This is a genomic window from Nonomuraea maritima (assembly GCF_900100395.1).
Classification (GTDB): domain Bacteria; phylum Actinomycetota; class Actinomycetes; order Streptosporangiales; family Streptosporangiaceae; genus Nonomuraea; species Nonomuraea maritima.
In genome coordinates, this window is record NZ_FNFB01000024.1 from 40461 (window position 1) to 66928 (window position 26468).

Sequence of the window (26468 nt, forward strand, 5' to 3'; positions counted from 1 at the left end):
CACCCCCGCCCAACGGCGATCATCAATCCACCGCACGCCGCCCCATCCGCGCGCCGACCCAGGGGACGCGCACGATCACCGACGCGTGCCGGGTGCGATCACTCCGCTCGCTGAACCAGGCACGCGCGTGCTCATCGATCCCGGGGGCGCTGAACCAGGCGCGCGTGTGATCCGTCCTAGGGGTATGCGGACTTTGACAGCGACTCTCCTCGCCGGTCTGGTGCTCGCGGCGGGATGCGGCACGCAGTCCCCGCCGGCCGCGCCCACCTCTGCGACGCCCGAACGGCCGCCGGTCGTGTCCAGCCCGGCCGCCGACTCCACGTCCCCCATCCCTCCCGAGACCCCTCAGCCGGTCAAGCCGGTGGGCAATGCGGTCAACGTCCACAAGATCGCCTGGCGTACGGCCAAGCCCGTCGCGGGGGGCAAGCAGGTGCGGCTCGTCTGGTGGTCCGGCGTGGCGCCCTGCACGGTGCTCGACCGCGTCGCGGTGAAGGAGACCAGGAAGACCGTCACCATCACCCTGTACGAGGGCACGGCCCCGCAGGCCAGGAACATGTCCTGCATCATGATCGCCGTCGAGAAGACGACGACCGTCACCCTGAAGCAGCCCCTCGGCAACCGCAAACTGGTGAACGGCGGCAAGCCCTGACGAAGCCCGCCAACGCGCGACCGCCGGACCAAGGAACGCATCCGCGCCCATGAGCCCGTGACCCCGGACCGGCCAGGACCCCGACGGCGTTCGCCCCAGGCGCGCGAACGCCGAACCGGGTGCGCTCATGAGCCCCCCGGAACTCACCGGCCACGGTCGGCGTTCTTCAGGCGTGCGATCGCCACGCCCCACCCTCCCAAGGATCACAAATACGGCGGCGATGCCCCAGATGTGCGGACGCCGAACCCGGGGAATGCTCTGCGCTCATGAGCTGTACCCAACCCCCCGAAACCGGCCGGAAGTACGGCGGCGAAGCCCCCACACGTGCGGACACCCCCCAAAAAAAGACCGTCGGGAGTACGGGCGCCGAAGCTCCCGCGTGTGCGGCCGCCCCACCCCCAAATCCGCCCGGAAGTACGGCGGCGAAGCCCCGCGTGTGCGGGCGCCCGATTCCGGGAATGGTTTTGCGCTCATGAGGGTTGAGTCGGGTAGGCTCAAGTCGTTTGACAAAGACGACACGCATCCATAGCTTGAGTCCAACCGACTCAACATTGACCACAAGGACGTACTCATGGCACGTGCGGTAGGTATCGACTTGGGGACGACCAACTCCGTCGTCTCGATCCTCGAGGGCGGTGAGCCCACCGTCATCGCCAATGCGCAGGGCTCGCGGACCACGCCGTCCGTGGTCGCCTTCGCGAAGAACGGCGAGGTCCTCGTCGGTGAGGTCGCCAAGCGGCAGGCCGTCACCAACGTCGACCGGACCATCCGCTCGGTCAAGCGCGAGATGGGCACCAACTGGTCCCAGGAGATCGACGGCAAGAAGTTCTCGCCGCAGCAGATCAGCGCCTTCGTGCTGCAGAAGCTGAAGCAGGACGCCGAGGCGTACCTGGGCGAGAAGATCACCGACGCCGTGATCACCGTCCCGGCCTACTTCAACGACGCCCAGCGTCAGGCCACCAAGGAAGCCGGCACGATCGCGGGCCTCAACGTGCTCCGCATCATCAACGAGCCGACCGCCGCGGCCCTCGCCTACGGCCTCGACAAGGAGCAGGACCAGACGATCCTGGTCTTCGACCTCGGCGGCGGCACGTTCGACGTCTCGCTGCTCGACGTCGGCCAGGAGGACGGCCACGGCTTCGTCGAGGTCAAGGCGACCTCCGGCGACAACCACCTGGGCGGCGACGACTGGGACCAGCGCGTCGTCGACGAGCTCGTCAAGCGCTTCCAGAACGCCCACGGCGTCGACCTGTCCAAGGACAAGATGGCGCTCCAGCGACTGCGCGAGGCGGCCGAGAAGGCCAAGATCGAGCTGTCCAGCCAGTCCGAGACCAGCATCAACCTGCCCTACATCACGGCCTCGTCCGAGGGCCCGCTGCACCTCGACGAGAAGCTGACCCGCTCCGAGTTCCAGCGGCTCACGGCCGACCTGCTCGAGCGCACCAAGGGCCCGTTCCACCAGGTCATCAAGGACGCCGGCATCAAGGTCTCCGACATCGCCCACGTGGTGCTCGTCGGCGGCTCGACCCGCATGCCCGCCGTCACCGACCTGGTCAAGGAGCTGACCGGTGGCAAGGAGCCCAACAAGGGCGTCAACCCCGACGAGGTCGTCGCCATCGGCGCCGCCCTGCAGGCCGGTGTGCTCAAGGGTGAGGTCAAGGACGTCCTGCTGCTCGACGTGACCCCGCTGTCGCTGGGCATCGAGACCAAGGGCGGCATCTTCACCAAGATCATCGAGCGCAACACGACGATCCCGACGAAGCGCTCCGAGGTCTTCACCACGGCCGAGGACAACCAGCCGTCGGTGCAGATCCAGGTCTACCAGGGCGAGCGCGAGATCGCGTCGTACAACAAGAAGCTCGCGACCTTCGAGCTGACCGGCATCGCGCCGGCGCCGCGCGGCATCCCGCAGATCGAGGTCACCTTCGACATCGACGCCAACGGCATCGTCAACGTCTCCGCCAAGGACCTCGGCACCGGCAAGGAGCAGACGATGACGATCACCGGCGGCTCCGCGCTGCCGAAGGACGACATCGAGCGGATGATGCGCGAGGCCGAGTCGTACGCCGAGGAGGACAAGAAGCGCCGCGAGGAGGCCGAGGTCCGCAACAACGCGGACGGTCTGGCCTACCAGACGGAGAAGTTCCTCCGCGAGAACGACGACAAGGTGCCGTCCGACATCAAGACCGAGGTCAACGACGCCCTCACCGAGCTGAAGAAGGCTCTGGAGGGCACCGACACCGACGTCATCCGCACCTCGGCAGAGAAGCTCGCGACGGTCAGCCAGAAGATGGGTTCGGCGATCTACGCCCAGGGCCAGCAGGGCGCCGGCGGCGCCGAGGGCGGCCCGCAGGGCGCCACGACCGGTGACGGCCAGAAGGCCGACGACGACGTGGTCGAGGCCGAGATCGTCGACGACGAGCCGAAGGACAAGTGATGCCGCGGAGTGAGAACGGACACGACGAGCCGGTGATCCGCGACAACCGCAAGATCGACCCGGAGACGGGCCAGGTCAAGGAGCACGCCTCCGCGGAGCAGGCGGCCGAGCAGCCGCCGGCCGCGGAGGCCGGCTCCGGCGAGCTGGCGGCCCAGCTCGCCGAGCGCACCGCCGACCTGCAGCGTCTCCAGGCCGAGTACGTGAACTACCGCAAGCGCGTCGAACGCGACCGCGTCGCGGTCAAGGAGCAGGCGGTCGCCGGAACGCTCATGGAGTTGCTGCCCGTGCTCGACGACATCGGCAGGGCACGCGACCACGGCGAGCTCACGGGTGGCTTCGCGAAGGTTGCCGAGTCGCTGGAGGCGGCGGTCGGCAAGCTGGGGCTCACCCCGTTCGGGCAGAAGGGCGACCCCTTCGACCCGACGGTCCACGAGGCGCTGATGCACAGCTACTCGTCGGACGTGACCGAGCCCACCGCGATCGAGGTGCTGCAGCCCGGCTACCGCATGGGCGACCGGGTGCTGCGCCCGGCGCGCGTGGCCGTCGCCGAGCCCGAGGACGCTCCCGCGGCGTCCCATGACGAAGAAGAAAACTGACAGCGAGGACGAAGGGCCGTAGATGAGCACCAAGGACTACCTGGAGAAGGATTACTACGCCGTCCTTGGTGTGCCCAAGTCCGCCACCGCCGACGAGATCAAGAAGGCGTACCGCAAGCTGGCCCGCCAGTACCACCCCGACAGCAACCAGGGCGACCCGACCAAAGAGGCCAAGTTCAAGGAGGTCTCTGAGGCGTACGACGTCCTGTCCGACAGCAAGCGCCGCAAGGAGTACGACGAGGCGCGCACGCTGTTCGGCTCCGGGGTGGGCGGCCAGCGGGCCGGCGGTGGCGGTTTCCCGTTCGACTTCGGCGACCTGTTCGGCGGCACCGGGCAGGGCACGGGCGGCGGCGCGGGCGAGCGGCTCGGCGACCTGTTCGGCGGGATCTTCAACCGGGGCGGCACCACCACCCGCCCCGGCGCGACCACCAGGCCGCGGCGCGGCCAGGACGTCGAGTCCGAGGTCACGCTGTCGTTCACCGAAGCGGCGCAGGGCACGACCGTGTCGCTCCGGCTGACCAGCTCCGCCGCCTGCACGGCGTGCAGCGGCACCGGCGCCAAGGCGGGCACGACCCCGAGGGTCTGCCCCACCTGTGAGGGCACCGGCGCGGCCAGCCGCAACCTCGGCAACTTCGCCTTCTCCGAGCCCTGCCGCGACTGCAAGGGCCGCGGGCTGATCGTGGACGACCCCTGCCCCGTGTGCGAGGGCAACGGCCGGGCCAAGAGCACCCGTACGATCCAGGCCCGCATCCCGGCGGGCGTGGCCGACGGCCAGCGCGTCAAGCTCAAGGGCAAGGGCGCGCCCGGCGAGAACGGCGGCCCTGCGGGCGACCTGTACATCGTGACGCACGTCAAGCCGCACCCGGTGTTCGGCAGGGCGGGCGACAACCTGACCGTCACCGTCCCGGTGACGTTCACGGAGGCCGCGCTCGGGGCCGAGATCAAGGTGCCGGTGCTGGGCGGTCTGCCGGTCACGTTGCGCATTCCGCCGGGCACGCCCAACGGGCGCACCTTCCGTGTCCGCGGCAGGGGCGTCACCCGCAAGGACGGCACCAAGGGCGACCTGCTCGCCACGGTCGAGGTGGTGGTGCCGCAGACGCTCGACGACAAGTCACGTGAGCTGCTGAACGAGTTCAGCACCGCCACCGCGGGAGAGGACCCGCGCGCCGAGCTCATTCAGCGAGCCAGAAGCGAGTGAGCCGATGGACGCCAACTACTTCGACCTGTCAGACGACACGCCTGTCTATGTGATCTCGGTGGCCGCGCAGCTGTCGGGGCTCCACCCGCAGACGCTGCGTCAGTACGACCGGCTCGGGCTGGTGAGTCCAGGACGCACCGCGGGGCGCGGCCGCCTCTACTCCACGAGAGACATCATCCAGCTCCGCGAGGTGCAGCGGCTCTCCCAGGAGGAGGGCATCAACCTCGCGGGCATCAAGCGGATCCTGGAGCTCGAGAACGAGGCCCTGCGCCTGCGCGAAGAGGTTCACCGTCTGCGCGCCGAGATGAGCATGGTCCGAGCGCTGATCCGCTACGAGCTTCCACCGGGGGCCTGAACGACATGGACTACAAGCTCACCCAGAAGAGCCAGGAGGCGCTTTCGGGGGCCATGCGGCGCGCCGCCGCCGAGGGCAACCCCGAGATCTCCCCGGCCCATCTGCTGACCACGCTGCTCTCCCAGAACGGCGGCACCGCCGTGCCGCTGCTGGAGGCCGTCGGCGCCGACTGGCGCGCGATCCGCACCCGTACGGAGGAGCAGCTCGCGGCGCTGCCGAAGGCTCAGGGTGCGACGGTGGGGGCGCCGTCGAGCTCGCGCCAGCTGCTGACGGTGCTCAACACCGCCGCCCACCACGCCAACCGCCTCGAAGACCTCTACGTCTCGACCGAGCACCTGCTGGTCGGCCTGGCCGCCGACGGCGGCCCGGTGGCCGAGCTGCTGAAGTCGCAGGGCGCGACGCCGCAGGCGCTGCTCGACGCGTTCGAGAAGGTACGCGGCCACGCCCGCGTCACGAGCGAGACGCCCGAGGACACCTACCAGGCTCTGGAGAAGTACGGCGTCGACCTGACCGAGCGGGCCAGGGGCGGCAAGCTCGACCCGGTGATCGGCCGCGACTCCGAGATCCGCCGCGTGGTCCAGGTCCTCAGCCGCCGCACCAAGAACAACCCGGTGCTCATCGGCGAGCCCGGCGTCGGCAAGACCGCCGTCGTCGAGGGGCTGGCGCAGCGCATCGTGGCCGGTGACGTGCCCGAGTCGCTGCGCAACAAGCGGCTCATCTCGCTCGACCTCGGCGCCATGGTGGCCGGCGCGAAATACCGCGGCGAGTTCGAGGAGCGCCTGAAGGCCGTGCTCTCCGAGATCAAGGAGAGCAACGGGCAGGTCGTGACGTTCATCGACGAGCTGCACACCGTCGTCGGCGCGGGAGCAGCCGAGGGCGCGATGGACGCCGGCAACATGCTCAAGCCGATGCTGGCCCGCGGTGAGCTGCGCATGATCGGCGCGACCACGCTCGACGAGTACCGCGAGCGCATCGAGAAGGACCCGGCGCTGGAGCGGCGCTTCCAGCAGGTCTACGTGGGCGAACCGTCCGTCGAGGACACCATCGCGATCCTGCGCGGGCTCAAGGGCCGCTACGAGGCCCACCACCAGGTGCAGATCGCCGACAGCGCGCTGGTGGCCGCCGCCGCGCTGTCCGACCGCTACATCACCAGCCGGTTCCTGCCCGACAAGGCCATCGACCTGGTCGACGAGGCCGCCTCGCGGCTGCGCATGGAGATCGACTCCCGTCCGGTCGAGATCGACCAGCTCCAGCGCAACGTCGACCGGATGAAGATGGAGGAGCTCGCCCTGTCGAAGGAGACCGACGAGGCCTCCGTACAGCGGCTGGAGCGGCTGCGCCAGGAGCTCGCCGACCGCCAGGAGGAGCTCAACGCCCTCGTCGGCCGCTGGGAGCAGGAGAAGGCCGGCCTCAACAAGGTCGGTGAGCTGAAGAAGCAGCTCGACGAGGCGCGCGGCGCCGCCGAACGCGCCCAGCGCGACGGCGACTTCGAGTCGGCCTCCCGGCTGATGTACGCGGAGGTGCCCCGCCTCGAGCAGGCGCTCAAGGCCGCCTCCGAGGCCGCGCAGCCGGAGAACGCCATGGTCAAGGAGGAGGTCGGCCCCGACGACATCGCCGAGGTGATCTCGTCCTGGACCGGCATCCCGGCCGGGCGGCTGCTGGAGGCCGAGACGGCCAAGCTGCTGCGCATGGAGGACGAGCTCGGCCAGCGCCTCATCGGGCAGCGGGCGGCCGTCCAGGCGGTGTCCGACGCCGTACGCAGGAGCCGGGCTGGCATCGCCGACCCCGACCGGCCGACGGGCTCGTTCATGTTCCTCGGCCCGACCGGCGTGGGCAAGACCGAGCTGGCCAAGGCGCTGGCGGAGTTCCTGTTCGACGACGAGCGGGCGATGACCCGCATCGACATGAGCGAGTACTCCGAGAAGCACAGCGTGGCCCGGCTCGTCGGCGCGCCTCCCGGCTACGTCGGCTACGAGGAGGGCGGTCAGCTCACCGAGGCCGTCAGGCGGCGCCCGTACACCGTGGTGCTGCTCGACGAGGTGGAGAAGGCGCATCCTGAGGTCTTCGACATCCTGCTGCAGGTGCTCGACGACGGCCGGCTGACCGACGGCCAGGGCCGTACGGTCGACTTCCGCAACACGATCCTGATCCTCACGTCCAACATCGGCTCGCAGTTCCTGGTCGATCCCGCGCTGGAGAACTCCGCCAAGCGTGAGGCCGTGATGGGGGCGGTGCGGTCGTCGTTCAAGCCGGAGTTCCTCAACCGGCTCGACGACGTGATCCTTTTCGACGCGCTCGGCACCGAAGAGCTGACCCGCATCGTCGACCTGCAGGTCGACCGGCTCGCCCGGCGTCTCGCCGACCGCCGGCTCACGCTGGAGGTCACGCCGGCGGCCCGCGAGTGGCTGGCCCTGACCGGCTACGACCCCCTGTACGGCGCCCGTCCGCTGCGCCGCCTGGTGCAGTCGGCCATCGGCGACAAGCTGGCCAAGGCGGTCCTGTCGGGGCAGATCGTCGACGGCGACACGGTCAAGGTCGAGCTGGGCGACGACGAACTCATCGTCCAGCGCGCCTGACCGCCAACACCCCGGATCGCGCCCCACCCGCTCATGCGGGCGGGGCGCTGCCGTTTCGTGCGTGGAGGGCCGCCCGTGGCGCGGTGAGGTGTGGTGGGGGTGTGGGTGTGTCAATGGAGCGTGTCGAGGCGCGGTGATCGTCCGGGGCGTTGGGTAAGGTTCGCTTCACCCTTCGGGCAAGCCGCGCTCGCCCCTCGCAGCACGTGACTACGGTCCCATTCCGTCAGATCAGCGAATCGATCAGAGGGACGTGCAGTGTCAGTGCAGAAGATCGGGAGCATCGTCGCGGCCGCCGTTCTGACCGCGGGGGTCAGCTGGTGGTCCACCGCCCCGGCGGGGGCGGGCTCCTGCGTGAACGCCGAGTCGGCGCTGCTGTCGCACACCGCGTTCGCCTCCTACTGCGACCTCGCGTCGCACGCCGGCAGGAGCATCCACGGCAGCAGCCGGATGGCCACGGACGAGTCCGCCCAACTGGCCATGGCGGCCGGCGAGCTGGCCCAGGAGCTCGGGCTGACCGGCCTGGCGGCGCCGAAGCCGGTGCTGGGCTCGGCCGACCTCGGCGGCACGGCGGCGACCTGGGGCATGCCGGCGCTCAACGCCGCGTCCCCCGCGGTGCTGCCGATGACGCCCGCGCTCCAGGACGTGTCGACGGCGCCGAGCGTGCCCGCGTTGCCCGTACTGCCGCAGACGCCGGACCTGGCGCGCAGGACGCCGCCGGCCAAGCAGCGGCTCGCCGGGCAGGTGGGCCGGCCCCAGGTCCCCGGCTCGCCCGTGAAGGTCAACCACAACGTCGCCGAGCCCGTACACGACATGGGCAAGGACGTGGCGGGCGCGCTGCTGGAGAAGGGCGGGAAGACGAGCGGGCTCCCAGAGGTGACGCAGGGCCTCGGCACGCGATGACCATCATGTCCGGGCGCGGAACGTGCCTGCCGTGCCCGGCTCCACAAGAAGAGGCCGCGGTCGTCACGACCGCGGCCTCTTCACCTCTCAACGCCCGACGAACCGGTGATCGCTACGGATCAGCCCCTGCCCGTCCAACTGGAGCAAGTCGAAGCCAACAACGTGAGGCTCACGCCCTTCGATGAGCGGCAGCAGGATCGCGACGAGCGCGAGCGTGATGAGGCTGGCGCTGAGCCCGAACAGGTCGCCTGGATCAGCAGGCCGCCGATGAGCCGACCGAAGACGGCACCCAGCCCCATGGTCATGGCGTAGGCGTTGAGCGCCCTGGCCTGGACGGGCCCGCTGTAGGCGGTCGGCAGGATGGCCAGTACCTGCGGGGCGAGCACGGCGGCGGCGATCCCCTGGGCGACGCGGAAGGTGATCAGCGCGCCGGCGCCGGGAGCCAGGCCGCAGCCGAGAACTGGCGGAAGCTGTGCTCAAGGCATGAGCATGAGGGCCCTGCCGGTGGCGGCGGGCCCTCGCGGGTTCGGGCGTCAGGAGACGAGCGCGTCCAGCTCGTCCTCCGGGAGGCCCAGATCGACCCGGATGCGGTAGCGCGTCCGCAGCGCCGCCACGTGTTCTGGGTCGCTCTCGTCGCTGCCCAGAGCCGCCTGGGTGGCCCACTCGAGGCCCCCTTGGAGATCGCCGTAGGCGACCAGCGTCTCGGCGATCGTGTGAGCGGTCGCCGTGGAGACGTCGCCCTCGGAGCGGATGGTCTCGATGACCTCCCTCGCCTCACTCGGCCGGTCGAGCTCGAACAGCGTGTCGGCGATGCCGGCCCGCGGGTCGAAACCCGCGTCGCCGCCGTCCTCGACCGCGCGCTGGAAACACTCCATCGCGCGTGCGGGCTGGCCCGCCGCTCGCCACTCCTCGGCGGCGAGGACCAGGATGGACGCCCTGGAGACGTCGCCGGACGAGTAGTCGAGCGCGACGTCGTAGAGCCGACTGGCCAGGGAACCGTGGTCGTCGGCCAGCAGGGCCTGCTCAAGCAGATGATCAAGGTGCTCACGGGTCACATGCGCCACACTGCGAGAGTACCGAGCCCGCCGGTTCTTTGCCCGGTCAATCCGCATCGCCGGTCCCGCACAAATTAGGCAACGTCTCACCCAATCGCGTGCTCAGTATGCGTATCGACGCAGGTCACAGGGCATTAATCACTCGCTTTGCCGCCACGCGAGCGGAGGGACTGTGATGGGCATGTCCAAGCAGACGACCTTCATGCTGGCCTGTGCCGTCGTCCTGTCTGCCCTCGTTCCCGGGGTGGCGGGCTACCTTTCGGGCCGCTTGGAAGCCATCGAAACGGCCGAGCGTAACCTCCGGGCCCTCGAAGCCAGGCTCGACGTCCGCGAGGCCAGGGGCGTGCGTCCCGCGCTGGCCGCGCCCTGTCAGCGTACGCAGGAAGAGTCGCAGCTGCAGGAGACGCCCGCCACCGCGCTCGGCGAGAACCGGAGCGAGAGCACGAGCCAGCGGCGCTGGGCCCGTGACGTGTCGGCCTGGCTCGAGGAGGTCGAGCAGGCCGACCGCGACCAGACGCCCTACCTCGGCGACCACGACCCAAGCTGACGCGACAGGAACCCTCTCATCAGCTGCTTGGCCGCGTCGATGATCTCGGGAGCCCCCTCGGGGTCACGGCGGAACGCCAGTTTCAGCACGGCGTCGCCGGCCTCGACGGCGACCAGCACGGCGAGGTCCAGCGCCGCGCTGTCGGCCAGACCGAACTCCTTCAGGAACAGCCCGCGCAGCCGTCCCGCGATCACCGTGTTGTTGTCGGAGTCGGAGTCGAGCAGGTTGAGGTCGACGACGTCGCCGAAGTGCAGGCTCTTGAACCCGGAGACCGTACGGTGCATGTCGACGTAGATGTCGATGATCGCGTCGACGGCCTCCCACCAGCCGCGGTAGTCCTCCTCCAGGAAGCGGCGGTCGACCCTGCGGACGAACTCCTCGACGTTGCGGCGGGTGAGCTCCTGCGTGATGGCGCGTTTGTCCGGGAAGAACTGGTACACCGAACCGATCGCCACGCCCGCCCGGTCGGCTATGCGCGTGGTCGACAGGGCTTCGTACCCTGCCTCGTCGAGCAGTTCGGCGCAGGCGTCGAGCATCCGCTCGACGCGCCGGGCGCTACGGCGTTGCGCCGGTTGGCGTCTGAGGGCTTTGGGGGCGTTGCACTCGTCATCCGGTTGCGGCGAAGACACATGCTTATCTTCTCCTGCTTGCGCGATCATTACCTGTCAATTTGGGGATTTCTCCGGGGACGGACGTGCTTGGCCGACCATCTCATCGCCCATAGCACCATTTTTGGACATGGGAAATTTCCCTTCCGGAACGGCCGCCTTTCAACGCGCAGCGACCGATACACGTCCCCCTGACGCCGGGCACGCGTTCACACAGCTGCGCTGACCTGCTGATCCCTGGTGGGACACGACACAGGGGCCCCGACGTGCGTAAGCGCGGGACACCGCCACACCCGACCACGGACACCGCCCCTTTCCGCCGCGCCAACCGAAAGGCGGCCCGCTAGGCGGGTTCGCCCGTTTATCGCAATGTCCGATACTTGACAATCAGCGACGAAATTCCATGAAAGATTTTCCATTAGTCGGATATCCCGGGGTGGCGGCCGCTCCTCCGACCGAGGCGCGGGCAGAAGGGCCGCGGGACAGGGGCGGGGGTTACGGGCGGGCGGACAGGCCGGTGCAGGAGCGGAGGGACTCCCAGTCCGCTATGGCTCGTGTGCGGGACGAGCCCGTCATCGGGACGGGGATGCCGCCCTGGATGGTGGCCGGGGTCCAGGTGTCCTTGAGGATCTTGCGGCCGTTGATGGTCAGGGTCAGCACGCCGGTCCTGCCGGTGGTGGCGGGGTTGGAGTTGTAGAAGACGAAGTTCCCCATCCCGTAGCTCACGTACGCCTTGTTCAGGTAGCCCGCGCCGAGCAGGATGTGCGCGTGGCCGCCGACCACCACGTCGGCCCCCGCCTTGACCAACTTGGGGGCGAGCCCGAGCTGGGCCTCGTTGGGGCACCGCTGCAGCTCGGTCCCCCAGTGCAGGTGGACGATGACGGTGTCGGAGTTCTTGCGCGCGTTCCGTACGGCCTTCAGCAGGTCGCTCTCGTTCTTGGCCGAGGCGAGGCCGCCCTGCCGGGCCGTGGCCGTCCACGACGGGATGAACTCGGCGTCGATCACCTGCGTGGCCGCGATGACGGCCACCCGGTTGCCGTTCACGGTCCTGCGGAACGGCCGGTACGCCTGTTCCGCGTTCCTCCCGATCCCCACGACGGGGAACTTGCTGCTCCTGATGGCCGCCAGCGAGTCGGCGAGACCGCTCTGCATGTAGTCCATGCCGTGGTTGTTGGCCATCGACGCGACGTCCACCCCGGCGGCCTTGAGCGCGGCGAAGGCGCCGGCCGGGGCCCTGAAGGTGTACTGCTTGCCGGGCGCGGGAGTCCCCCCTGTGGTGATGGCCGTCTCCAGGTTCACCATCGCGAGGTCGGCCTTGCTCAGCACGCGCGAGATCGGCCCGAGCGCCGTGCGCGGGTTGTCCAGCCGCGCGCGCAGGAAGCCCTCGAAGTGCACGTCCCCGCCGAAGGCGATGGTGAACGGCCGGCGCTGCGGCGTCGGCTTCCGGGACGGCCTTTCGGCCGGCGGCTGCTGGGAGGCGGCCTGCGGCCCGATCGTCGCGCGCTGGGGTTCGCGCTGCACGGGTGCGGGTGCGGGTGAACACGCGGTCAGCAAGGCGACCACGACGAACAGGGGGACGGCGAGGGGGATTCTCATCTGCCGGAACTTCCGCTCGAATCCATCTATATGGGGATTCGAGCATGCCATGACGGACCGACTACCGCGCAAACTCCCGATGCTTCATCAACTTGGACATAGCGCTACGCGTCTCGTCGTCCAGGGGCATGAAGACCACCAAGCGGAGTTCGGGCACGGCCATGAGATTGGTGGTGCTGAAGCGCAGCGTCCCGTACCGCGCGTGCCGCAGGCTCTTCACCCGCACCCCCGGCTCGGCGACGTCCTGGCGGGCCCACAACCGCGCGAACTCCGCGCTCTCCTCGCTGAGCCGCCGGACGAAGTCCTGCCAGCTGGGGTCGTCGGCGTGCCTGCTGTAGGCGCTCCTGAAGATCGCTACCGACCGCGCCAGCTCGCTGTCGCGCTCGACGACCACGGTCTCGTGCGAGGTGTTGACGCACGCCTGCCAGAGCGAGTTCCGCTCACCCTCGGGCGCGGCGACCACCTCAGGGAACAGCCCCGCGTACGCGGGGTTCCACGCCAGGATGTCGCAGCGGCTGTTGGTCACGTACGCCGGCATGTCGCCGAGCCGGTCAAGGATGGCCTGCATCTCGGGCGTCACCTGGCCGGAGTCGCCCGGTGCCGGCTCCTCGGCCTGGCCGGCCAGCCGGTAGAGGTGGCGGCGCTCGGCGCTGTCGAGCCGGAGCGTCCGCGCGATCGCGTCGAGCACCTGGCTGCTGGCGTTGATCGGACGCCCCTGCTCCAGCCACGTGTACCAGGTCACCCCGACGCCCGCGAGCTGGGCGACCTCCTCGCGCCGCAGCCCCGGCGTGCGCCGCCGCGCGCCGGGGGCGAGGTCGACCATCTCGGGGGTGATCCGCTCACGCCGGCTGCGCAGGAACGCCGACAGGTCGGTTCGCCTCGCCTCCATCACATGCACTTCTCCACTATGGGGGCACGCGGGACACTCAACCAGTTACCCGTAATACCAGTATAAAGAGGCTCTCGTTACTGGTATCCGCTGGGCTGCAAACTGGTCATCATGTCGCAAACAGCTGCGGTTTCCTCGCCAGCAACTGCCGGAACACAGAAGGGCAGGGCCGGGGGCCTGCTCCTCACGATCATCCTTGTCGGGCAGTTCCTGGCCATCCTGAACGTCAACATCGTGAACGTGGCCATCCCCACCATCGAGTCGGACCTGCACTCCTCCGGGGCCGGTCTGCAGCTGATCGCGGCCGGTTACACCATTGTCTACGCCGTCCTGCTGATCACCGGAGCCAGGGTCGGCGACCTGTTCGGCTATCGCAACGCGTTTCTCGGCGGTTTGACGGTCTTCACGATCGCCACGCTCGGCGCCGGCCTCGCGCCGTCGACGACCTGGCTGGTGGCCGCCCGGCTGCTCCAGGGCGCGGGGGCGGCGATGATGCTCCCGCAGGTGATGACGCTGATCCAGCGCAATTACCGCGGTGCGGCGCGGGGGCGCGCACTCGGCCTGTGGTCGCTGGTGATCAGCGGCGGCGTGGTGATCGGACAGGCGCTCGGCGGCGTCCTGCTGGGTCTCGGCCTCGGCTGGCGGATCCTGTTCCTGGCGCTGGCGCCGATCGGGTTGCTGCTGCTCGCGGTCGGGGCACGGGTGCTGCCCACCGACGCCGGCGGCGGCCGGGCGGGGCTCGACCCTGGCGGCCTGGTGAGCCTGGCGGCGGCCGTGCTGCTCTTCGTGGGTCCCCTGGTGCTCGGACGCGACCTCGGCTGGCCGGTGTGGGGCTGGGTGGCGATGGGTCTGAGCGTCGTGATGTTCGTGGTGTTCGTCCGTATCGAGCGCTGGGTGACGGCCCGGGGCCGCCGTCCTCTCGTGGACGCGCGCGTGCTGCGCGCGCCCGGCATGCGTCCTGGCCTGGTGACACAGCTGTTCGGACCGGCCACCTGGGGCGCGTTCCTGTTCACCTCGGCCCTGCACCTGCAGGGCGACCTGCACCTGACGCCGCTCTCGTCCGGCATGATGCTCGTGCCCTGCGCGCTGGCGTACGCGGCGGTCGGGCTCGCCTGGCCGCGTCTTCCCGCGCGCCTGCAGCGTCCGCTCGTGCCCGTCGGGTTCGTGGTGGCCGCGCCGTCGTACCTGGGGCTGGGGTTCTTCGCCTCGGGCGGTGTGGCGTACGCGGTGACGAGCGCCCTCATCGGCGCCGGGCTGGGCGTGCTCGTCGCGGTGACCACCATGGCCACCGAGCACGTCGACAGCGCGTACGCCTCCGACGCGAGCGGCGCGCTGCTCACGGTCATGCAGCTCGGCCAGGTCATCGGCATCTCGACGGTCGGGACGCTGTTCATCTCGCTGCAGAGCCGGACCGACGGCTCCGCCTCGCTGCTCTCGTCGATCGCCATGGCGGCCCTGGCCGTCGTCGCCGGCCTGGGCTCCCTCTTCCTGGTACGCCGCCGAGCGGCTTAGGTTGCATGATTCGTAAACTTGAATAGTTCAAGTTAACGGCGTAGGTTGGCGTGCACGGGGGACGACAACCGGCGCCGCACCAGGTCGGACCGCGGGTCGCCGCGGCCCGGCCGGTGAACGTCACGGGGACGAAGCCGGCGGCGCCTGCCGGGACGTCTGCCCGAGCCGCATACACCGACATTCGGAGATCGCGCCATGACGACCAGGCCCACCACCACGGACGACGCGGGCATCCCCGCCCCGAGCGACGAACACTCGCTCTCTGTCGGCCCGAACGGCCCGCTGCTCCTTCAGGACCACTACGTCATCCAGAAGATGGCCCACTTCAACCGGGAACGCGTCCCGGAACGCGTGGTCCACGCCAAGGGCGGCGGCGCGTTCGGCGTCCTGCAGATCACCGAGGACGTCAGCCAGTACACCAAGGCCAAGCTCTTCCAGAAGGGCGCGCAGACGCCGCTCCTGCTGCGCTGCTCGACCGTGGCCGGCGAACTGGGCAGCGCCGACACCGCGCGCGACCCTCGCGGCTTCGCGCTGAAGTTCTACACCGAGGACGGCAACTACGACATCGTCGGCAACAACACGCCGATCTTCTTCATCCGCGACCCGCAGAAGTTCTCCGACTTCATCCACAGCCAGAAGCGGCGCCCCGACAACCACCTGCGTGACCACAACATGCAGTGGGACTTCTGGACGCTGTCACCCGAGTCGGCCCACCAGGTCACCTTCCTGATGACCGACCGCGGCACGCCCGCGAGCTGGCGGCACATGCACGGCTTCGGGTCGCACACCTTCCTCTGGTACAACGCCGCCGGCGAGCGGTTCTGGGTCAAGTACCACTTCAAGACCGACCAGGGCATCCAGAACTTCACCGCCTCCGAGGCCGCCGCGCTGCAGGGCACCGACCCCGACTACCACACCCGCGACCTGTACGAGGCGATCAAGCGCGGCGACCACCCGTCGTGGACGGTCAACGTGCAGATCATGCCGTTCGAGGCGGCGGCCGACTACCGGTTCAACCCGTTCGACCTGACCAAGGTGTGGCCGCACAGCGACTACCCCGAGATCACGATCGGCAGGTTCGTCCTGAACCGCAACCCCGAGAACTACTTCGCCCAGATCGAGCAGGCGGGCTTCGAGCCGTCGAACCTGGTGCCCGGCATCGGCACCTCGCCGGACAAGATGCTGCAGGGCCGCCTGTTCTCCTACCCGGACGCCCACCGCTACCGGATCGGGCCCAACTACCTGCAGCTGCCGGTCAACGCGCCGCGCGTGCCGGTCAACTCCTACAACTTCGACGGTCCGATGGCCTATCGCAACCCGGAGGGCCTCGGGTTCGCGCCCAACTCCTACGGCGGACCGGTGGCCGACCCGGCCCTGTACGAGGCGGAGAACTACCACGTCACTGGCGAGATCGTCCGCTCGGCGTACGCCAAGCACGCGGAGGACGACGACTACGTCCAGGCCCGCGCCCTGTGGGAGAACGTGCTCTCGGACACCGACCGCGCCCACCTGGTGGACAACATCGTCGGCCACGCCTCGGCGCCCGAGGTGACGGCGGAGATGAAGCAGCGCGTGGTGACGTACTGGACCAACATCCACAAGGACCTCGGCCACCGCGTCTCCCAGGCCCTCAGCCTGTCCTGACCCTCTTGCACAACGGCCCGCGTCCCACCGCGACGCGGGCCGTTCTCATGGCACCGTAGAGTCATGAGCTCACTAAGTCGCCGCCCCCGCACGTCACCGTTTCTGCTGCTGACGCTGATAGCCGCCGTCTTGCTCATGTCAGCCACCTTGCTGTCACCGCTATTACTAGAACACCTCGTGCCTTCCGGGCCCCCTTGGCAAGAACTGAGCGCTGTGGGAGAAACCTACGGAGCGGCGTCTGCAGTCATTTCCGCGGTAGCGCTGGTCGCCATCGGCTTCTCTCTATTCCTGCAAGCCCGCGAGGCTAGATTCGCCCGCAGGGCGGCCGAACGCGCGCATCACTTCGATCTGATGCAGCTCCAGATAGAGAATCCGGAGCTGAGTAGGGCCTTGGGCATGCCGACCACCGGCCTTTCACCCCAGTTGCACATCTACCTCAACCTCGTTCTGTCGTACTGGGAGATGCTTTTCTTGGTGGGGGAGATGCCAGATTCCGTGCTCATCGAGTACGCGAAGGGCGACTTCTTCGGCACACAGGCCGGAAGACAGTACTGGGAGGGCACTCGCGAGTACCGCCTCGCGATGGCCAAGAACCGAGCCAGTCGGCGGTTCATTCAGGTGATCGACTCGGCTTGGCAGCAGCTTGCGCCGCTGGAGCCGCCTGCCCCGACAACAGACGCCTCACCACCTCGTCGGAACGTCCAGGCCGCCGCAGTAGGCGCCACCGCCACGGCAGCCGTCGCCCTGATGATCATCTGGCTCACGCGATCGAAGAAGGGGCCCACCAATACTTGATCAATAGGGACATCGGTGTGTCATGCTAGGCAAGTCTTCTGCGCTCAAGGCTAGGAGCTGGAAGCTCACGGAGGCGTCGCCTCCCACCCCGAACGGCCCTGCAGGTTGTCCCACCAACTTGCAGGGCCGTTCCTCATACTCATGATGCGCTGACGGCCAGCGAGGTGAGGTCGAACTCGCCCTCGCGCACACCAGCGGTGAACGCGGCCCACTCGGCAGGCGTGAAGACCAGGACCGGACCGTCCTGCTCCTTGCTGTCCCTCAGCGCGATGTTGCCATCAGCCAGTGGCGCAACCTCAACGCAGGTCGCCGCACCGTTACAGAACGTGCTCTTCTGCCAAGCTACCGTGCCGTGCATATACATTTTCTCCCCAAATACCAAAAGGGGCACCATTGCCCCTTTTGAGGTTTTTGTCGTTTATCCCCGCCACAACATGGCCTTGCGCTGGATCAAAACCCGGGACTCGCTTTCATCCAGGGCTTCTGATCTCAGGTGGTCGAAGGCCGATTCGTATCCAGCCACCCGGCCGAGGTCTTCGACAAAGTCGGCAGTATACAGCTGCTCCAGATACACCACATCATCGAAGGATGCGAATTTGAGGTGAATAAAAGCACCCGTGTTGACGGGGTGAACTGAGTCCAGGGTCAGGACCCGGACGCTGACGTGCGGCAACAGGGACACCTCCAGGAGATGCTCCATTTGTTCACGCATCACAGCGGGCTCGCCAAAACGGCGCGTGAGGGCGGACTCGTCGAGAACGACCATCAGAACACAGGCATCGGGCCGGTACAGCACCCGCTGCTGCCTGTCGAGACGGGCCTCGACTCGACTTCTCACACCACTATGCGTAATGCGCGCTATACCGCGGGTCGCCAGGATGACTTCCCTCGCATAGGCCTCCGTCTGCAGGAGGCCCGGCACTACCTGGGGTTCCCAGTCGCGCTGCGTAGTGGCCTCCGCCTCCAGCCCGAGAAATTTTGTGTACTCAGCGGGCAGAGCGTCCTCATAATCTTCCCACCAGCCACGCTGCTCAGCGTCTCGCAGCAGTGAGAAGAGTTCGTCAAGCTTCTCTCCGCCAACATGATAAAGCTTGGCCAGCGCGGCGATGTCGTCAGTGCTGGGCATCGTCTTCGCGGCCTCGATGCGGCTCACCTTGCTCGGTGACCAGCCGAGGTCTCGGGCCGCTTTCGCCCCGGTGAGGTTGCGTCGCTCACGGAGCAGGCGTAACTCCTGGCCCAACCGGAGCCGCCGTACCGTGGGACTGCCGTGCTGCGGTGGCACCGTCGACACTCCTTCTCGGGGGAAATGAAGGTGTAGCCGGAAGGGATCGTTTGGGGCACGCCTGTTTGGGGCCGTTCGCTCAATCTTACACTGCAACTTGCACGCGTACTGCTACAAAGCCTTGCCAGAAGGCTTTCACGGGTAGAGCCTGGTAGCAAGACAACCTTCGGCGGAGGCGCCGGGCATGGATGAGGTTTTCCTGCCTTGCCGGGGTCCACGTCCAACTAGCGCTTCTCGTGCAAGTTGCAGGGCAAGCAGAACAGCAAGAAGCGAAGAAATTTAAATCTTCCGTTTCTCGAAGTATTGCAGCATCGCCTACACCGAGAGACGATCTGAACCAGGAGGGATCCCGAGTGGTGAGGAGGCCGGAGATGACGACACGGCCGTACCCACCGGGCCCTACCGCAGTCATGAAGCGCCCCGCCGAAGGGCGCGCAGCCGGCAACGACGCCGTCCCGGAAAAGAAGCTCTGCCCCAGGGAGGCCGTTTGCCGGAAGGACTACACCGTCGCCTGAAGAAATCAGCGCACGCCTGCTCGATCGAGCACGAACAAAGCCGGACCGAGGCTGATCACCGACTCGCCGCATATGGGCTGCCACCCTGCGGCGAAACGGCCATCAGCCATCGGGCCGGGCCAAGAAGCCACCTCTGAAATGCCGCGAAAGGGGTCTTCTATGTACTCACAAGGTACCAAGAGGCTCAGCCGAATCAAGTCCCGGATCCGGGAACTCATGGCGTGGACCGACCGCGAGATCTGCATGGAACCGGACGAATTCGCACACCGTATGGGCTGGACCGTGAAGCGCACCGGATTCGGTGCCCGTCGCTACCGCGACCCACGCTTCGACCAGCTCCGTGTCTCCTACCGGGTCATCGAGGAGGTGTCCTGACATGTCGAGGAATCCACGCAACCAGATCTACCCCGCCACCGAGGACCTCCCCCCGGGCCGCGGCGGAGGCGCACTCGTCCGGCTCTGGCGGGCACGCAGTGAGCTGCTGCTGCTCGGTGGGCTGGGCGTCCTGGCGCTGACCTTCCTGAGCGCCGTCGCCAACGGCCATTGGACGCCCTTCGTCGTGCTGTCCAGCGCGGTCTCGGCCCCGGCCGTGACCAAGCTCGGACGCAATTGGCTCGTCGCCCACTTCTGGTGCGTGGTCTCCCGGCACCGCCTGCAGCGCGTCTGCCTGGAGACCACGATGCACACCCGCGCGGGCCGGATCCCGCTCGTGTTATGGATCACGCCGACGGTGACCGGCGAAAAAGCCTTGATCATGGTACGGGCGGGCATCTCCGCCGAGGAGTTCGAGGCCTACCGGGAAGAGATCGCGGCGGCCTGCTGGGCACGTACCGCGAATGTCTACCGGCACCGCGACCGGGCGCAGTTCCTCATCGTGGAGATCGTGCGGCGTGACGAGGTCCCCGGCACGTTCTCCCCCGGCCTGGAGCGCCTCTACGGCAACCGCTCCTGGGTCGCGCTCCGCTCCGAGCTAGAGGAGCCGCCTGATCTGCGTACCGGCGTGCTCCTGCCGCGCCTCGCCGCATGACCGACCTGCCGAGACCTGGGGACAGGGGCCGTTCCCAGGGGTGACAGCCCCGGAGACCGCGGGGGCTCCGGGGCTTCCCCACTACTGCTGAAAGGACGGCATGAAGCCGGACGAACTTCGCCGCGCGATCGAGGCGGGCCGCGCGACCGCCACCGACCTGGGCCTGCGGGTCGACGAGGTGGTGGTCATCCACGACTCCGACCGCGTCGCGCTGCGCCTGCTGCCCTGCGACGTCCTGGCCAGGGTGGCGTTCGTGGCGCAACTGGCCGAGTCCCGGTTCGAGGTGGAGGTCGCGCACCGCCTCGCGGCCGTCGGCGCCCCGGTGGGCGAGCTCGACCCCAGGGTCGAGCCGCGCGTCCACGTACGGGACGCCTTCGCCGTCTCGCTCTGGACGTACTACGAGCCGGTGGAGTCGGAGATCGCGCCGGCCGACCACGCGGACGCGTTCGTACGGCACCACGCCGCCCTGCGGCGGATCGACCTGGACGCACCGCACGTCACCGACCGGATCGCCGCGGCGCTGCGAGAGGTGGAGAGGTCCCCCGAGCTGTCCGACGCCGACCGCGCGCTGCTCACCGGCACGCTCGGCGGCCTCAGCTTCGACAGGGCCCGCGACCAGTTGCTGCACGGCGAGCCGCATCCGGGCAACCTCCTGAACACCGCGAAGGGGCCGCTGTTCGTCGACCTCGCCACGTGCTGCCGCGGGCCGGTCGAGTTCGACCTCGCCCACGCGCCGGAAGAGGTGGCCGCGCGCTATGCGGGGGCCGACCACGCCCTGGTGCTCCGGTGCCGCGCGCTGAACTGGGCGATGTTCTCGGCCTGGCGCTGGCGTCCGGACGACAGGATGCCCGATCGCGACCGCCGGCGAGCGGAGGGGCTCGACCTGGTCCGCGCCGCGCTCGACCGCTGCGGAACGGCGATTCCATGATCGACGTACTTGCTGGTCACGCAGTGTTCACCGGAGTTCCGGTCACGATTTCACCAACCGGGGTGATCACCGCACATTAAGGTGTCGCGCGTGACTATCTCGCCAGAAGAGGACCGCCTGAACGCCCAGATCGCCTTTGCCATCGAGATCGACAAGTTGAAGCGGATCATCCGCCGCAACCACTTGATCGACGGCTCCCGGAGAGAGAACACCGCGGAGCATTCGTGGCACGTGGGCATGCTGGCAATGATCTTCGGTGAGCATGCGCCACCCGGAACCGACCTGCAGCGGGTGGTCGCCATGTTGCTCGTGCATGACTTGGTGGAGATCGACGCCGGTGACACGTTCATCTACGACCCGGTCGAGGTGGCCGCACAGGCCGAGGCCGAGCGGGCCGCCGCCGACCGCATTTTCGGCCTGCTGCCCGCCGACCAGAGTGCGTGGATGCGGGAGTTGTGGGACGAGTTCGAGGCCATGCGGACGCCGGAGGCGAAGTTCGCCAAGGCGCTCGACCGCTTCTCCCCCATCCTCGCCAACCACCTCACCGAGGGCGGCACCTGGCCGCTGTTCAAGGTGAAGGCTGCCCAGGTCAAGGAGAAGGTACGGATCATCCAGGAGGGCTCGCCCTCACTGGGCGCCTATGCCCTTGAGCTGGTCGAGCTCTCGGTCGCCAAGGGGCACCTGGCCGAGTGATGCCAGCAGGCCCGGGGTAGGGAACTTGTCGTGAAAGAGCAAGTACGAGCGAACCGCTGGCAATTGCGGCGTTTCGCCGGTCCCGTTGCCCTCGCCGACCGGCTGGAGAAGTCGAAGGCCATGGACAAGCCGGTCGGCGTCCTGGCCAAGGCCATCCGCCGGCGCCTGCCGCAGAGCCCACTGCGCGACATGCTGCACGGCGTTCCCCTGGGCGAGCCGGTGCACCCGCCGCTGGCGACGGTCAGCCTGGGCTGCTGGCTCTCCACGGCGCTGCTCGACCTGGCCCGCGCCGACCCGCGGGCCTCGCGGCTGCTGCTGGCGGCGGGCGTGCTCAACGCCCTGCCGACGGCGGCGGCCGGGCTGACCGACTGGTCCTCGCTCCACCGCGAGCAGCAGCGGGTCGGCTTCGTCCACATGATGGCGAACCTGGCGGCGCTCGGCCTGTTCTCCGCCTCGTTGGCGGCCCGCATCCGGGGCCACGAGCGGCCGGGCCGGGCGCTGTCGTACGCGGGGCTCATGGTGGGCGGGCTGGGCGCGTACCTGGGCGGGCATCTTTCCTTCCGGCAGGCCGCGGGCGCCAACCACGCACCCGAGGTCACCCACCTGGTGCCGCTCGGCTGGCACGACCTCTGCCCGCTGCGCGACCTGCCCGACGGGCGGCCGGTGGCGCGGCGGCTCGGCTACCTCCAGCTGTTCGTGCTGCGCCGGGGTGAGGAGGTGACGGTGCTCGCCGACCGCTGCCCCCACCTCGCGGGCCCGCTGCACCAGGGGCGGCTCGTGATGGAGAAGGGCGAGGCGTGCGTGGTCTGCCCGTGGCACGGCAGCACGTTCCGCCTGGCGGACGGCACGGTCAAGCATGGTCCCGCGACGGCTCCCGCGCCCGTGTTCGAGACGCGGCTCCGGCGTGACGGCACGGTCCAGGTGCGTCCCGGCCTCGCGTGACCGTCCGGCTCAGCCGGACTCGTCGGCGGGGTGCTCCACGAGGGCGAGGATGCGGCTGGACATGAACCTGGCCGTACGCACCGCCGTGCCGCTCCGGGTGAGCTCGCTCACCTCCACGAACCCCCGCCGGGTGGCCACCTCGACCCGCCGACCGGCGCGGGTGGCCGTGATCTCGTAGGTACGGGGAGTGCCGTCGCCCGCATCGATGACGATTTCCACCCGGTCACCCTTCATGACCAGATAAATACCCAAATCCCGCTTTCCGTACACCAGTACGATTTTTCGCGAGCGCTGCGACCTCAGGCGTACGTGGACTGCTGGGAGTCGCTCTCCGAGGCCTGACCCGGGACGCGCGCTCAGCCGTACAGCAGCGAGATGATCGCGACGATGCCGACGAGGACGATCACGGCGCGCAGGATCGGGGCCGGGATGCGGCGGCCGAGTCGCGCGCCGAAGAAGCCGCCGACCACGGCTCCCAGGGCCACGCCGGCCACGGCCGTCCAGTCGACGTCGGCGACCAGCACGAACAGGACGGCGGCTACCCCGTTGACGAGTAACGCGAGGACGTTCTTGGCCGCGTTCACCCGCTGCAGCCCGTCGTCGAGGAAGATGCCGAGCAGCCCGATGAGCAGCACACCCTGGGCGGCGCCGAAGTAGCCGCCGTAGACGCCCGCGCCCAGCACCCCGAGCCAGAGCGCCATCCCGCCCTGCGGATGGGGGTCGTCGCGCCGCGCGGCGACCCAGGCGCCGAGCCTCGGCTGCACCATGACGAGCACGCACGCCACCGCGATCAGGGCCACGACCACGACCTGGAAGACGTCCGGGTCGAGGAACAGCAGCAGGATGCCGCCGATCAGCGCCCCCAGCGCCGAGGCGGCCCCCAGGCGCACCAGCCGGTCACGCTGGCCGGTGAGCTCGACGCGGTAGCCGTACGCGGCCGTGAAGGAGCCCGGGACGAGGCCGATCGTGTTCGAGACGTTGGCCGTGACGGGGTCGACACCGAGCGCCAGCAAGGTGGGAAACGTGATCAGCGAGCCCGACCCGACCACCGCGTTGATGGCGCCCGCCACCATGCCTGCTGCGCAGATCGCGGCGAGTTCCCACCCCGTCAAGAACGCTCTCCCTAGGTGTCGTCCTTGGGGGGCGTGAACAGGCCTCCAAGACTTTCCAGGACCTTGCCCATCTCTGATGGGACGATCCAGATCTTATTGGCATCGCCCTTGGCTATCTCGGGGAGGGTCTGGAGGTACTGGTAGGCGAGCAGTTGCTGGTCGGGTTTGCCCTCGTGGATGGCCTTGAAGACCATGTGGATGGCGTCGGCCTGACCCTTGGCGCGCATCGCCTGGGCCTCGGCGTCGGCCTGCGCGCGCAGCACCGCCGCCTCCGCCTCGCCGCGCGCCCGCAGCACCGCCGCCTGCTTCTCGCCCTCGGCCGTGAGGATCGCCGCCTGCCGCTGCCCCTCCGCGGCGAGCACGGCGGCCCGCTTGTCGCGGTCGGCGCGCATCTGCTTCTCCATCGAGTCCTGGATGGAGGCGGGTGGGTCGATCGCCTTGAGCTCGACCCGGTTGACCCGGATGCCCCACTTGCCGGTCGCCTCGTCGAGCACGCCGCGCAGCGCCGTGTTGATGTCCTCGCGCGAGGTCAGCGTGCGTTCGAGGTCCATGCCGCCGACCACGTTGCGCAGCGTCGTGACCGTCAGCTGCTCGACGCCGACGAGGTAGTTGGCGATCTCGTACGTGGCCGCCTTGGGGTTGGTGACCTGGAAGTAGACGACCGTGTCGATGGACACCACGAGGTTGTCGGAGGTGATCACCGGCTGCGGTGGGAAGGACACCACCTGCTCGCGCAGGTCGATGAGCTCCTTGATGCGGTCGACGAACGGCACCACCAGGTTGAGGCCGGGCGCCAGCGTGCGGTGGTAGCGGCCCAGCCGTTCGATGACGGCGGCCGTGGCCTGCGGGATGATGCGGATGGTGCGGACCACGCCGAAGCCCGCCGCCGCGACCAGGACGAGGGCGACGATGAGCTGCTCCACGGACATGGTCACGCTCCGAAACCGAAGGACCCGACTCCGTAGATCCTAGTTGGTGTCCCGTTGACCGGCGGGCGGTTCAGCGTGAGTGACCTTTATCCGCATATATCGGGTTTTACAGCGCTCGCGCGTACCAACGACCCTCCGCGCTGCGGTCCAGGGTCAGCGGCACGCCGAACGTCTGCGACAGGTTGTCGGCCGTCATCACGTGGTCGAGCGGACCCTGCGCCACCACCGATCCGTGCCGCAGCAGCAGCCCGTGGGTGAACCCGCTCGGCACCTCCTCCACGTGGTGCGTGACCAGCACCAGCGTCGGCGACCTGAAGTCGCCGGCCAGCAGCGCCAGGCGGCGCACCAGGTCTTCCCTGCCGCCCAGGTCCAGCCCGGCCGCCGGCTCGTCGAGCAGGAGGATCTCGGGGTCGGGCATGAGAGCGCGGGCGATCTGCACCCGCTTGCGCTCGCCCTCCGACAGCGTGCCGAATTGCCGCCTGATGAGGTGGGCCGCGCCCATCATGTCGATCAGCTCGACGGCCCTGGTCACGTCGTTGGAGTCGTACTCCTCCGTCCAGCGGCCCATGATGCCGTACGACGCCGTCAGCACGAGGTCGATGACCTTCTCCTCCGGCGGGATGCGCTCGGCCAGCGCGGCGCTCGCCAGCCCGATGCGCGGCCGCAGGTCGAACACGTCGGCCTGGCCCAGCCGTTCGCCGAGCACCTCGACGACGCCCTCGCTCGGATACAGCAGCGTGCCCGCGACCTGCAGCAACGTGGTCTTGCCCGCGCCGTTGGCGCCGATGACGACCCAACGCTCGTCCTCGTTGACCGTCCAGTCGATGCCGCGCAGCAGGGCCGCTCCGTCGCGCCTGACGGCAACGTCCTGGAGCCGCAGCACCTGACCACCCATCCCCGATCCCTCCCTAGGAGTCACCCTGGGGACAAACCTATTGCAGGGCGAGCGCTTATCGTGGACCGGTGCCTCCTGAAACGACTGTCTGCCCGTCCCTCGTCGCGTGGGGGAACGCGTGGCTCGCCGGTCACGTGGGCCTCGACGAGGCGGCCGACCATGTGGAAACCGCCGGCGGCCCTGTGGTCGCGGGCGACGTCCCCTTGCGTAAATATCTGGCAAACCTGCGCGTGGGCGGGCTGCGGGAGCTCCGGCTCGCCCTGCCCGCGCCGGGCGATCCCCTCGGCCTGTCTGGCCCCGCGCCGTTCAACGCGGCCGCCGTCGACGCCGGACAGGCCGTGATCGCGGTGCTCGACGACCGCAACCTCGGGCTCGTGCCCAACCCCGACCTGCGCGGCTCGTCCTACGTCGGCGTGCGCCTGGAGGTGTACGAATCCGGGCCCGTACGCCATGACCTGCCGTCGCTGGCCGAGGCCGAGCGGGAGCTGTCCGACGTGATGCGCGCCGCCACCGAGGCCCTGGCCGGGGTCGACGGGCCCATGCCCGGCCGTCCCGAGCGGCTCGCCCGTGGTGGGGAGCTCGCGCCCGGCTACCCCGCCCGCGCCCACCGCGTCTCCACCCTCGCCACCCGCCTCGCCGCCGTGCTGCGGCTCGCCGACGAGCGCGGCCTCACCTCGGGCCAGGTCACCGTACGCGGCGCCGCCCTGCGTGAGCTCGACCACGCCGTACGCCGTGCGCTCGTGGCGGCCCATCACGCCATCTTCGAGCCCGTCAGGAACGCCTGACGC

At 69.0% G+C, this 26468-nt stretch carries 25 protein-coding genes and 1 pseudogene; 16 read left to right on the top strand and 10 right to left on the bottom strand.

The features are described 5' to 3' along the window. Window positions 1–184: 184 nt before the first annotated feature. The 7 genes and pseudogenes from BLR04_RS29225 (at window position 185) to BLR04_RS29255 (ending at window position 8711) form a co-directional block, all read left to right on the top strand. Window positions 185–649: a hypothetical protein gene (locus tag BLR04_RS29225; RefSeq protein WP_245740650.1), complete on the top strand. Its 465-nt coding sequence runs from the start codon at window positions 185–187 to the stop codon at window positions 647–649. Window positions 650–1220: 571 nt separating this feature from the next. Beyond that, a complete protein-coding gene (gene dnaK / locus BLR04_RS29230) occupies window positions 1221–3086 on the top strand; it encodes a molecular chaperone DnaK (protein ID WP_090771280.1) in 1866 nt (621 codons plus the stop codon). Beyond that, the gene (gene grpE, locus BLR04_RS29235) at window positions 3086–3682 is read left to right on the top strand and encodes a nucleotide exchange factor GrpE (RefSeq protein WP_090771282.1); all 597 of its coding nucleotides are present in this window, start codon (window positions 3086–3088) and stop codon (window positions 3680–3682) included. Before dnaK ends, grpE begins: the two co-directional genes overlap by 1 nt. Before the next feature lie 22 nt (window positions 3683–3704). Then, window positions 3705–4880 carry a molecular chaperone DnaJ gene (gene dnaJ / locus BLR04_RS29240; protein WP_090771284.1) on the top strand — a complete coding sequence of 392 codons (1176 nt, stop codon included), beginning with the start codon at window positions 3705–3707 and terminating at the stop codon, window positions 4878–4880. Window positions 4881–4884: 4 nt separating this feature from the next. After that, window positions 4885–5208 (top strand): annotated as a pseudogene (locus BLR04_RS29245) (heat shock protein transcriptional repressor HspR); the annotation flags it as partial. Between the two features lie 32 nt (window positions 5209–5240). Continuing rightward, window positions 5241–7811 carry an ATP-dependent chaperone ClpB gene (gene clpB / locus BLR04_RS29250; RefSeq protein ID WP_090771289.1) on the top strand — a complete coding sequence of 857 codons (2571 nt, stop codon included), beginning with the start codon at window positions 5241–5243 and terminating at the stop codon, window positions 7809–7811. A 255-nt stretch (window positions 7812–8066) separates the two neighbouring features. Further along, window positions 8067–8711: a hypothetical protein gene (locus BLR04_RS29255; protein ID WP_143022262.1), complete on the top strand. Its 645-nt coding sequence runs from the start codon at window positions 8067–8069 to the stop codon at window positions 8709–8711. Between the two features lie 533 nt (window positions 8712–9244). Here the strand turns inward: BLR04_RS29255 and BLR04_RS29265 are convergent. Further along, window positions 9245–9775: a tetratricopeptide repeat protein gene (locus tag BLR04_RS29265; protein ID WP_245740652.1), complete on the bottom strand. Its 531-nt coding sequence runs from the start codon at window positions 9773–9775 to the stop codon at window positions 9245–9247. Between the two features lie 172 nt (window positions 9776–9947). Between BLR04_RS29265 and BLR04_RS29270 the strand changes: the two genes are divergently transcribed. Next, window positions 9948–10313, top strand: a complete 366-nt coding sequence (locus BLR04_RS29270) for a hypothetical protein (protein ID WP_143022263.1) — start codon at window positions 9948–9950, stop codon at window positions 10311–10313. On the opposite strand, the gene BLR04_RS29275 is transcribed toward BLR04_RS29270, so the two are convergent. The 3 genes from BLR04_RS29275 to BLR04_RS29285 form a co-directional block, all read right to left on the bottom strand. Continuing rightward, a complete protein-coding gene (locus BLR04_RS29275; protein ID WP_090771299.1) occupies window positions 10286–10849 on the bottom strand; it encodes a TetR/AcrR family transcriptional regulator in 564 nt (187 codons plus the stop codon). The two genes, BLR04_RS29270 and BLR04_RS29275, sit on opposite strands and share 28 nt — an antisense overlap. Window positions 10850–11416: 567 nt before the next feature. After that, window positions 11417–12517, bottom strand: coding sequence for a CapA family protein (locus BLR04_RS29280; protein WP_090771301.1), 1101 nt, complete (start codon window positions 12515–12517; stop codon window positions 11417–11419). Between the two features lie 61 nt (window positions 12518–12578). Then, the gene (locus BLR04_RS29285) at window positions 12579–13406 is read right to left on the bottom strand and encodes a helix-turn-helix transcriptional regulator (protein ID WP_090771303.1); all 828 of its coding nucleotides are present in this window, start codon (window positions 13404–13406) and stop codon (window positions 12579–12581) included. Between the two features lie 111 nt (window positions 13407–13517). Between BLR04_RS29285 and BLR04_RS29290 the strand changes: the two genes are divergently transcribed. From BLR04_RS29290 to BLR04_RS29300, 3 genes are all read left to right on the top strand, one after another. Then, a complete protein-coding gene (locus tag BLR04_RS29290; RefSeq protein ID WP_090771304.1) occupies window positions 13518–14918 on the top strand; it encodes an MFS transporter in 1401 nt (466 codons plus the stop codon). A 195-nt stretch (window positions 14919–15113) separates the two neighbouring features. Next, window positions 15114–16562 carry a catalase gene (locus tag BLR04_RS29295; RefSeq protein WP_090771307.1) on the top strand — a complete coding sequence of 483 codons (1449 nt, stop codon included), beginning with the start codon at window positions 15114–15116 and terminating at the stop codon, window positions 16560–16562. A 63-nt stretch (window positions 16563–16625) separates the two neighbouring features. Next, window positions 16626–17357 carry a DUF6082 family protein gene (locus BLR04_RS29300; protein WP_143022264.1) on the top strand — a complete coding sequence of 244 codons (732 nt, stop codon included), beginning with the start codon at window positions 16626–16628 and terminating at the stop codon, window positions 17355–17357. Window positions 17358–17496: 139 nt separating this feature from the next. Here BLR04_RS29300 and BLR04_RS29305 read toward each other — a convergent pair whose 3' ends face one another. Together BLR04_RS29305 and BLR04_RS29310 are read right to left on the bottom strand one after the other, a co-directional pair. Further along, window positions 17497–17715: a DUF397 domain-containing protein gene (locus tag BLR04_RS29305; protein WP_090771405.1), complete on the bottom strand. Its 219-nt coding sequence runs from the start codon at window positions 17713–17715 to the stop codon at window positions 17497–17499. Between the two features lie 60 nt (window positions 17716–17775). Beyond that, on the bottom strand, window positions 17776–18648 hold the full coding sequence (locus tag BLR04_RS29310; protein ID WP_342672313.1) for a helix-turn-helix domain-containing protein: 873 nt from the start codon (window positions 18646–18648) through the stop codon (window positions 17776–17778). 882 nt (window positions 18649–19530) lie between these two features. On the opposite strand from BLR04_RS29310, the gene BLR04_RS29315 reads away from it, so the two are divergent. From BLR04_RS29315 to BLR04_RS29330, 4 genes are all read left to right on the top strand, one after another. Then, window positions 19531–20181, top strand: a complete 651-nt coding sequence (locus BLR04_RS29315) for a hypothetical protein (protein WP_090771311.1) — start codon at window positions 19531–19533, stop codon at window positions 20179–20181. Between the two features lie 100 nt (window positions 20182–20281). After that, entirely contained in the window at window positions 20282–21109 is an 828-nt protein-coding gene (locus tag BLR04_RS29320; protein ID WP_090771313.1) for a phosphotransferase family protein, read from the top strand. An 81-nt stretch (window positions 21110–21190) separates the two neighbouring features. Continuing rightward, window positions 21191–21802 (top strand): HD domain-containing protein, encoded by a 612-nt coding sequence (locus tag BLR04_RS29325; RefSeq protein ID WP_090771315.1) that lies wholly within the window; start codon window positions 21191–21193, stop codon window positions 21800–21802. A 30-nt stretch (window positions 21803–21832) separates the two neighbouring features. Then, entirely contained in the window at window positions 21833–22744 is a 912-nt protein-coding gene (locus tag BLR04_RS29330) for a Rieske (2Fe-2S) protein (RefSeq protein WP_245740654.1), read from the top strand. Between the two features lie 9 nt (window positions 22745–22753). Here the strand turns inward: BLR04_RS29330 and BLR04_RS29335 are convergent, their stop codons facing one another. From BLR04_RS29335 to BLR04_RS29350, 4 genes are all read right to left on the bottom strand, one after another. After that, window positions 22754–22963 (bottom strand): hypothetical protein, encoded by a 210-nt coding sequence (locus BLR04_RS29335; RefSeq protein WP_245740656.1) that lies wholly within the window; start codon window positions 22961–22963, stop codon window positions 22754–22756. A 137-nt stretch (window positions 22964–23100) separates the two neighbouring features. Then, on the bottom strand, window positions 23101–23856 hold the full coding sequence (locus BLR04_RS29340; RefSeq protein ID WP_090771321.1) for a sulfite exporter TauE/SafE family protein: 756 nt from the start codon (window positions 23854–23856) through the stop codon (window positions 23101–23103). Window positions 23857–23867: 11 nt separating this feature from the next. After that, window positions 23868–24785: an SPFH domain-containing protein gene (locus BLR04_RS29345; RefSeq protein WP_218129224.1), complete on the bottom strand. Its 918-nt coding sequence runs from the start codon at window positions 24783–24785 to the stop codon at window positions 23868–23870. 106 nt (window positions 24786–24891) lie between these two features. Further along, on the bottom strand, window positions 24892–25680 hold the full coding sequence (locus BLR04_RS29350) for an ABC transporter ATP-binding protein (RefSeq protein ID WP_090771323.1): 789 nt from the start codon (window positions 25678–25680) through the stop codon (window positions 24892–24894). 68 nt (window positions 25681–25748) lie between these two features. Between BLR04_RS29350 and BLR04_RS29355 the strand changes: the two genes are divergently transcribed. After that, window positions 25749–26465: a hypothetical protein gene (locus BLR04_RS29355; RefSeq protein WP_176903342.1), complete on the top strand. Its 717-nt coding sequence runs from the start codon at window positions 25749–25751 to the stop codon at window positions 26463–26465. The last annotated feature ends 3 nt before the right edge of the window (window positions 26466–26468 follow it).